11 protein-coding genes and 1 pseudogene are annotated in these 8,264 nt (G+C 45.6%); all 12 read left to right on the plus strand.

Features of this window, described 5'->3' with window-relative positions; genetic code table 11:
- A pseudogene (locus tag OH459_RS27115) lies at positions 1–115 on the plus strand (type-F conjugative transfer system protein TraW); the annotation flags it as partial.
- Positions 112–681 (plus strand): hypothetical protein, encoded by a 570-nt coding sequence (locus tag OH459_RS27120; RefSeq protein WP_258516301.1) that lies wholly within the window; start codon positions 112–114, stop codon positions 679–681. The pseudogene OH459_RS27115 and the gene OH459_RS27120, both read left to right, overlap by 4 nt.
- Complete coding sequence (locus OH459_RS27125; RefSeq protein WP_258516300.1) at positions 678–1,034, plus strand: hypothetical protein; 357 nt, start codon at positions 678–680, stop codon at positions 1,032–1,034. Before OH459_RS27120 ends, OH459_RS27125 begins: the two co-directional genes overlap by 4 nt.
- 307 nt (positions 1,035–1,341) lie before the next feature.
- Complete coding sequence (gene traU / locus OH459_RS27130) at positions 1,342–2,352, plus strand: conjugal transfer pilus assembly protein TraU (RefSeq protein WP_269989624.1); 1,011 nt, start codon at positions 1,342–1,344, stop codon at positions 2,350–2,352.
- Between the two features lie 256 nt (positions 2,353–2,608).
- Positions 2,609–3,322: a type-F conjugative transfer system pilin assembly protein TrbC gene (gene trbC, locus OH459_RS27135; RefSeq protein WP_269989626.1), complete on the plus strand. Its 714-nt coding sequence runs from the start codon at positions 2,609–2,611 to the stop codon at positions 3,320–3,322.
- 36 nt (positions 3,323–3,358) lie between these two features.
- A complete protein-coding gene (gene traN, locus OH459_RS27140; protein ID WP_269989628.1) occupies positions 3,359–5,167 on the plus strand; it encodes a type-F conjugative transfer system mating-pair stabilization protein TraN in 1,809 nt (602 codons plus the stop codon).
- 36 nt (positions 5,168–5,203) lie between these two features.
- Positions 5,204–5,566, plus strand: a complete 363-nt coding sequence (locus tag OH459_RS27145) for a hypothetical protein (RefSeq protein ID WP_269989630.1) — start codon at positions 5,204–5,206, stop codon at positions 5,564–5,566.
- A gap of 19 nt (positions 5,567–5,585) precedes the next feature.
- The gene (locus OH459_RS27150) at positions 5,586–6,005 is read left to right on the plus strand and encodes a hypothetical protein (protein ID WP_258516296.1); all 420 of its coding nucleotides are present in this window, start codon (positions 5,586–5,588) and stop codon (positions 6,003–6,005) included.
- A gap of 31 nt (positions 6,006–6,036) precedes the next feature.
- On the plus strand, positions 6,037–6,570 hold the full coding sequence (locus OH459_RS27155) for a hypothetical protein (RefSeq protein ID WP_269989632.1): 534 nt from the start codon (positions 6,037–6,039) through the stop codon (positions 6,568–6,570).
- Positions 6,571–6,818: 248 nt separating this feature from the next.
- Positions 6,819–7,376 (plus strand): helix-turn-helix domain-containing protein, encoded by a 558-nt coding sequence (locus tag OH459_RS27160; RefSeq protein ID WP_029790166.1) that lies wholly within the window; start codon positions 6,819–6,821, stop codon positions 7,374–7,376.
- 41 nt (positions 7,377–7,417) lie between these two features.
- Positions 7,418–7,768 carry a hypothetical protein gene (locus tag OH459_RS27165; RefSeq protein ID WP_269989635.1) on the plus strand — a complete coding sequence of 117 codons (351 nt, stop codon included), beginning with the start codon at positions 7,418–7,420 and terminating at the stop codon, positions 7,766–7,768.
- Positions 7,769–7,790: 22 nt separating this feature from the next.
- Positions 7,791–8,099 (plus strand): hypothetical protein, encoded by a 309-nt coding sequence (locus OH459_RS27170; protein WP_269989636.1) that lies wholly within the window; start codon positions 7,791–7,793, stop codon positions 8,097–8,099.
- Positions 8,100–8,264: the final 165 nt, after the last annotated feature.

The raw sequence follows: 8,264 nt of genomic DNA on the forward strand, positions 1-8,264 counted from the left end.
GACCAGCAGGTTGAACATCACTCACGTTCCCGCCATTGCTTATCAAGAAGGTACACGCTGGCGCATCGATGAAGTCAACGTCTCAGACTTGCAGCCTTTGGAGATAAAGGAATGACAATCCCAAAACGATGGAAAAGATTTTACCATGATGTGATATTCATGCTGATTGAATTGCCCAAAAACATAAAGGCGTTATTGTTTGAATTTCTGATAGCTCCCGTCATTCAATACAGACAGCCTTACCATGTTATAGACAAGCACATCAAAGCAGCTGTCCAGCAATTAAACGCCATTGATGGTGTTGAAACTATCGCTTCTTGCCATGGCCACTGGTGTGGCCGAACTGAACCACCCTATGTCTACTTTAAAGCACCTGTACACATAGCCATTCATCTGCATCAACACCTTTGGAGCGTGACGCAATTTAAGTCCATCCCCTGGGTGATTGAAGGGAAGTTCAACCAAGAATGTGAGCTATGCTTTCGGTTAACAAGCCCCATTTACGATAAAGCTTATCACTACTTTTTATCGCGCCTCTGGCGATATGGATACCAAAGGCGTGAACTTGAGCAATCCATGCGCAATCTAGCCGATGAAATTGCAGTCGCCAAACGCGAACTCCTTGTAAGAATGGAAGAGAACCCTACACAGCCAAACAATGATCAGGAAATAAAGCAATGAAAAAATTACTACTTGCACTACTTCTCACTGCCACTTCATCAATCGCAATGGCGAATATCCACCCCCAAGCAGAAGGGCTTGCACCTAGAACAATAATCTTGCCAGAAACAGAAATAGCAAAAGAATATCGAGAGCTTGGCAAACTATATAATCTCAACCCTGATTTGGCAGAGACAGTGATACAAATCAATATTGATATGGCTGACAACTGTGGGTTAACGATGAGTTGGCAGACCCTTTTCAATGATTCAAGGTTTAGAAACTATGTTTCGCTCACCAGAAATGAACCTGATAGTAACCCTGATGTAAGAGTCACTTTAATTGAAAGCCTCTGCAGAACTTTGCAAAAATAATAAGGAGACTATCGCCAAATGAAGCTCAACTTAAGACCATCAACGTACAATGATTTTACCTTTGCCTCACCGGGTACTGGCATGTCTTTTGATCTGAAAAAACTCAGGCAATCTAATAAGATAAACCAGCACCACACAAAACGATTAGAGAGGCATAAGAAAATGCAAATGACGTAACACCTCTTGATCATGCATCCAAGCAACGCCCTCTCACTGTTAATCAAGCTCGCTTTTGACTGCTATAACGAGGCGAAGCCTCTTGTAGAGGCAAAAGGAGTACCACGCAACGCGTGGAAAAGGACGCCTAATGAAACAGCGACACTTTCCTTTATTGCTGTGCTGCCTATTGGTTTTTATTGCCCCATCCACCCTAGCAGCCAGTGCGGCGTGCAAAAGCCGCTTTATCAATCCCATCACAGACATCTGTTGGGACTGTTTATTTCCCATGACCATCGGCTCTGCCACCGTGATGCCTTCCAAATACCCCGACACCAACAACCCGACACTGCCGATATCTTACTGCCCTAAACCGCCGCCTATCTTTGTTCAAGTTGGGGTAAATATCGGCTATTGGGAGCCTTATGCCTTAACCGACGTCACCCGCGTGCCTTATTGTATGGTGAATATGGGCACACAGCTTTCTGGCGCAAACAGTCAAAAAGTTGGCGGACGGGTTACATCCAGAGACAGCGATAGCAGCGACGGCGGCTTTTATCATGCTCACTGGTATAAATACCCGGTTATTTACTGGCTGCAATTGATGCAATCGACCGCGTGTATGGCAACGGATAATTTTGATGTGGCGTACATGACGGAAATTGATCCACTTTGGGATGATGACGAACTGTCTCTGGTTCTCAACCCTGAGGCACTACTCTTTGGTAATCTGGTTGCACAACTTGCTTGTGTCCCCGAAGCGATGGTCACCTCCACGAACGTTGCACTGCCTATTGATGCGTTATTTTGGTGCCTAGGCTCACAAGGCAGCGCGTATCCATTGACGGGAACAACTAACTACCGAGATACTCCCATTCAAGCCGCAACGCTGCTCATGGAAAAACTGAATTATAAGCTTCACAGGCAAGGCATTGTGTGGGAAACGCGCGGTGAGGACGGGGCAATTTGTTACCAGTATCCCGACCCAATTTTACCAAAATCTCGCTACCGTTATCAGATGTCATCACCCATCCCTGATGCAGCGTGGTGCCACCCTTATACGACCACAACCACCTTATGGGAAGCAGGTCACGACAACCCCGTCACCGGAGATAATTTTGGTTTTGTTCAGTGGCGAAAACGTAACTGTGTATTTTTGTAAGAGGCAATCATGACTTTTTCACCACCGACATTACAAGGCGAGTCAGAATTGTTTATTGCCAGCAATTTGAGCTCTCTTGAGGACTTTTTAAAGACGGACATAGCCAATCACAAGCACGTCTATTGTTGCTTTCCTTTGAGGCATTTCTGTTTCTCGTTTTGCAAAGACCTCAACGCCCGCAAAGTCTGCTCAATCAGTTTTCAAGACGCTCGTACTCTCTATCCACCATTTAAACGCCCATGACCAAGGGGGTTATATGACCATATCATCATTTGAGAGCGCCTTGTGGCGCTCTCTTGTTTTTCTGTGCTTGTTTATCTCGCTGCCTAGCAACGCTTATACAGAGCAAGAGCTCAAAGCTTTTGCCAAACTTGAGCAAGCGCTTAGCCAGCAAACTGACACGACAAATCAATGGCCGATTGACCAGGTGCAAAACCAAGCTAATGCCTATAAGCGACAAGCGCTTGATGCCAGCCAAAAAATTCAAGCCTTAGTAAAAGAGGAAAGCCTCTCTCCATTGCTCGGCATGCAAAAACCCACACGTAATCCCGACCAAGCGCCCAAAGGTGTGATGGTTTTTGTGTCGCTAACCATGCCAGACACAGCACTGAAACAATTGCTGACGCAAAGTGAGCATCTCGGCGTTCCTCTTGTGATCCGCGGTGTCTTGCCAGAAGGTTTTCCAGCCACCGCCAAGCGCATCGAGTCATTAATACGTTCACCAAACCAAGCACCAATACAGAGTGGATTTTCAATCAGTCCTGATTGGTTTAAGCAGTTTGATATTACAAAGGTGCCGGCTTTTGTATCGGTCAAGTCAGGGCGTTGTCTGCCAGAGCAACCTTGCTCCAACACTGACTACGACATTCTTTATGGCAATATCTCGCTTTATCAAGCGCTAGATTATCTCGCCACGGGCGATGCACAGCAAAACATTCACCCTCTGCTGCGCACCCTTTATTCGCAATGAGTTTTTCTTACCATCACTTTCGATGAGGTGTTCCCTATGCGCCTATACCTATGTGTCATGCTTGCGCTTAGTTTTTTCTCTGCATCGGCTTTGACCAGCGAACAACAAACCTTCACTGATGCTGCAAGCTGGGCGAAACAAACAGCAAACCAAGCCCTAAAGCCTAGCTCGCTCCCCCTTAATATCAATGATTACTGCAAAGACGCAGCTTGCAAAAGAGAGATACGAAACCCTAAAGAGTCTCGCCTCTCTGACAGCGACATCAATAGCCAAAAAAATCTCGCTTTTGCAAAAGATGAGACCGCCCAGGCAATACAGAATAACTTCAATAAGGGTAAGCCTGATATAAAGAACGACCCGGCGATGCGCTTTGCTTTGATTGGTCAAGAAAATGCCTTTGAAATCACCCATGGCATTTCTAACGCTTACGTTGATTGCAAAACTGGTCAGCAATGCCTTAAAAAATCGACACCTAAGGTGTGTTCGCAGCCAACCAACACCCCCGTACCTTGCAATGAAACAGCGATATTAAATAACCCACAACTTATTACCGGCATTACGCCTTATCAACCTCGAATCTATCAACGCACTTATGCAAGGCAGTACGAATTCGACACGGTGACGTTGCCAAAGAAGGCGCAGACCATCATCTCCATTACTATTCCTCGCTTGTACGCTGGTTTGATGTGGGTTGATAGAGTGGGGTTTTATATCAATGACCGCTTGGTTTATACCTATATATCTAACAGCGAGTCTCACCCTTTAGGTTGCGACCCAGATTTTTATGACTGTGAAGCTCAAACTGAGCAACAAACAATTACGTTCGACCCACCATTAAATCTAAGCAGTACCACCATCAAATTTTCTCGCAAAGTCACCTTAGAAAACGGCGCGACTTATGATGCAGAAAACTGGCCAACACCAAGCAATGTATTAGGGCGAATTGTATGGGGACATACTGATTATGAAGTGAGCTGGAACAAGCAATGCGACCGTCTCATCCCTCAATGCAAACCCATGGGGCGTAAATGCATTGAAGGAAAAGAAACACGCAACATTGATGGTATTGAGGTCACGCTGGATTGTTGGAAATACCAAACACTTTATCAGTGCCAAATGGCAGATACCTGTCAGTCCTTACCTAGTGAATGCGAAACAGTAAAAACGCAGTGTAGCCTTAAACAAAATGGTGTGTGTGTTGAGCAAGAGGTAACGAAGAACTGTTTTGAGAAATCATGCCGCGCCACCCAAATGCAGTGTGGTGAACAATCCTTTTGCCTTGATGGCGATTGCTACGTGGAAGAGCCAAAACTCAATGGCAACTTTGATAAATCCGTCGCGGCACTGGCAGGGCTTGCCGAAGCGGTAAAAGATGTCGGCGACCCGCCTAAGATATTTACGGGCAAACCCATGAAATGTGACAAAAAACTCGCAGGCTTTAACGACTGCTGCAAAGACTCAGGATGGGGACAAAGCCTGGGAGCAAAATGCAGCGAAGGTGAAAAAGCGTTAGGCAAAGCGAAAGAGAAAGGATTAACCCTGTATGTAGGGCAATACTGCGCCAAGAAAGTCCTTGGGGTTTGCACACGTAAAAAACGCAGTTACTGCGTCTATGACAGCAAACTTGCCAAAATCATTCAAGAGCAAGGTTCTATCGGGCAATTAGGTAAAGGACTTGGCAGTGCCAAAAACCCAACTTGCGCAGCCATCACCCCAGAAGAACTCGGTCAAATCAACTTTGAGCACATCGATTTTTCAGAGTTCTACCCAGAAATGCACGCCAACACCAACTTGCCTAACTTTGATGAAATCAAGAAACGACTTCAAAGTGCAGCGGGCGGTTAAGCCGACCTTCATTAACAAAGCAAAGGAATAACTCCCATGATACTAACACCCAAACGTACTCACCAACTGACCCGTACCTTACACATTCTCATCTCCCTAATGCAAAACGCTGCAATCATCATCACGCAGCTGGCGTCAATTTTTACGTGCAGCTTCATCATTCATATAGTGATAACACCACCGGAGCAATTGAACACGCTCTCCATCACTCAGCTCCACACTACCATAACTGAATCCTGGTACAGCAGCATTGACATAACCGTCTTTGCCCTACTTATCTATGCTGCTGTAAAAGCTGCTTACCTCACCTTGGAGGAACGTGTAGGAAGCCAAGCATTAAAAATGCGAGGCACACGCAATCAACTAGCAGCCAGCTCAAAGCAAGATAACGACCGCTAGATGCATCACGAGAAAACTAATGATGAAACAAATCGCACTTATTGCCCTCACCGCTTTAACTCTTGCCTATCCTGCAATGGCAAAAAACAAACCTTACTCAAAGGAAGTAGAAACCTTCCTCGATGCTACTGCAGCAACCTGTCCAACCTGCGCTGACGTGTCTGAATTTATGGCTGTAACACTCAAAGAAAAGTGCAACCAACCCATCACAGTAAAACACATTCAGCATGTCACAACAGAACATCCTCTCTTCGTTTTTCTTCTCGCACTGCAGAGTATGGACCCAGACAGCAAGCCGTTAAGCTTCCAATCTGCCGCTGAAAGCGTGAACTGCGAAAATCAAGATAAATGGGTAGAAGACACTCGACGCTCACTAATAGAGACCTATCAGAAGCGGGAAAAACAAGCGCAAAAATCACTACAGATACTAAACCCGTAATTCACGCTTAATCATTTAAAAAGGAAACAAGATGAAAAACTTTATCCAGCGCCACCACTCCACACTATCACTGCTTGTTAAATACCTCATTGAAACGCCCGCATTGGCGCTATTTCTCTTTGCAGCCTGTGTTTTAGCAACTGACATCCATTTTAATCACAACCAAAGAATCGTCACCGCAGTGACACAAGCTGCGTGGCTTGGCAAAGCCGAGAAAGGGCAGATACGCATTTTTGAATGTACCGATGGAACACCGATTGATAGAGCGACCATCGTAGGTAACGCCAACCCTTGTCCAAATTCGGAAGTAAAAGCCATATCAATAGCCGACTCGGCACGCTTGACAACACAGCGCGAAAGAGAGCAGATGGGGCTACTTTATTTGAGTTTGGTGATTATCAGTCTGTTTCTAACCGGCTTATTTAGGGTTTGCGACCACATCAAAGCAAAGTATGGCAAGCGCTCAAGACAGATGACCAATCAGCGCAACGAAGGATCAACGCACCAAACGAAGACGGATGAAAACAATAAGATAATGGAGAAAGACAAGAAGGTAGAACAGTAAGGAAAGACGCTCTTATCGCCAAGCCATGGAAATCTGGCGATAAGAGCAATCCATTTAAGCCGTCGTTTTGTATTGAAGCCAAGCCGCACCAATCACCATGAGAAACAAGGGAAAATTCTCACCCAATTGCGACCAAAACAGAGGAATGGCACCTGCAAAAATATCGCCAGACATAACGAACTCCTTTTATGTATTAAAAACAAGAATCAAGCAAATAACGCACCCGAAGAATTTAAGAGCAACCCTATATGACGACTAATATTTACAAATCCAAGCAACATCAAGCTAATCAGTCTCTCAATATGTTGCAGCGACACCTTACTTGCCTTATGCGCGAAAAAACCATCCAAGGCGTATCAAAAAAGACCGGTATAACTAGAGCAACGCTATATCATTACATTAAAGGTGAAAGCTATCCCACCCTTCCCAAACTCGCCCTTATCGCACAGGAATGCGGTGTTTCGTTAGCGTACTTGTTCGGCGCGCAGCAAAAAGACGAACAACCATTACCGCCGCAAAACACGGCTTTGCGCTTAACGGTCGAAGATGACGTAATGAGTCCCACAATACCCACCAAAGCAGAGATTGAGTACCGCCCTATCAAACCGCTACCTAAGAAAAAGCGCCTGACAGATGGCTTGTACCTATTAACCAATCAGCAAGGTTTGATTGTGCGCCGCATACAATGGCTTGAGACAGAGCAAACCTACCGAGTATTTGGGGATAACACACACTACCCTGCGCAGCACCTTGAAGAAATAGCACCTGTTGGCAAAGTGACCGCCATCATCCAACCCATAGGCTGATATCACTGCGATAACTCAAATTAACATACGGAAATTCACCCATGCATAAATACCTTTCACCTCAAACAGCACGCAACTTGATTGTCCCTCTCGTTGGTGCGTATCTAGTGGTTTTCATTCCAAGCAGGCCTATTTGCGCAATAACCTGGTATTTTTGGTTAGCCGCAAGTGCACTGGCATGGGGGTTCATCACTTGGGCCGACTCTCGCCCCTCTGGTTTTACGCTAAACAAGGCCGCACTAAGCGGATGCCTCATACTTTTAGCGGGAGGGGTGACGTACACCTTAATTACCCATCCTATTGAAGACTTCATTAGCCTAATGATGGCTGCTGGGGTTCTATTATTAGGCGCTTATTCAGACGAGAAAGACCCACAATCAAACGAGCGTTAGCAAACACCAACAGGAAATCGTCATGTTTATTGCCCCCCTGCAAACTTTCTTACTGCGTACCTTTACTCTCTTACGGCTCATTCCAAACGATGTGATACTCACCAAGCAACTTGACCGTTATCCCGATATCACTAAAAGGCTGGATGAGTATCGAGAGCTGATAGAAAACATTGAAAAACAGACTCACTACTTTAGCAGTGAGCAAGGCGTGTGGTCTAAACACCACGCTTTGCTTCATGATGAATACCTTCAATACTTACTCACGCTGCGCAACCCATCGCCACATCAAATGCGCCGCCTACGTGAGAGACCCAAATGCTTAACCTCTTAGTCACTTCGCTTTATTTAACCAAGGTCTATGATGATGAAAAAATCTCTGCTTTACGTCATTACCCTAACGCTGCTTGCCCCTCTGTCTTCTGCTCTCGCCAATGATGCCCCACCAGGGTGGCGATGGTACAACGAGCCAAAACAAGCACCTAAAACGCCCAAACCC

Origin of the sequence: Vibrio sp. MM46 (assembly GCF_027587135.1) — a bacterium.
Classification (GTDB): Bacteria; Pseudomonadota; Gammaproteobacteria; order Enterobacterales; family Vibrionaceae; genus Vibrio; species Vibrio harveyi.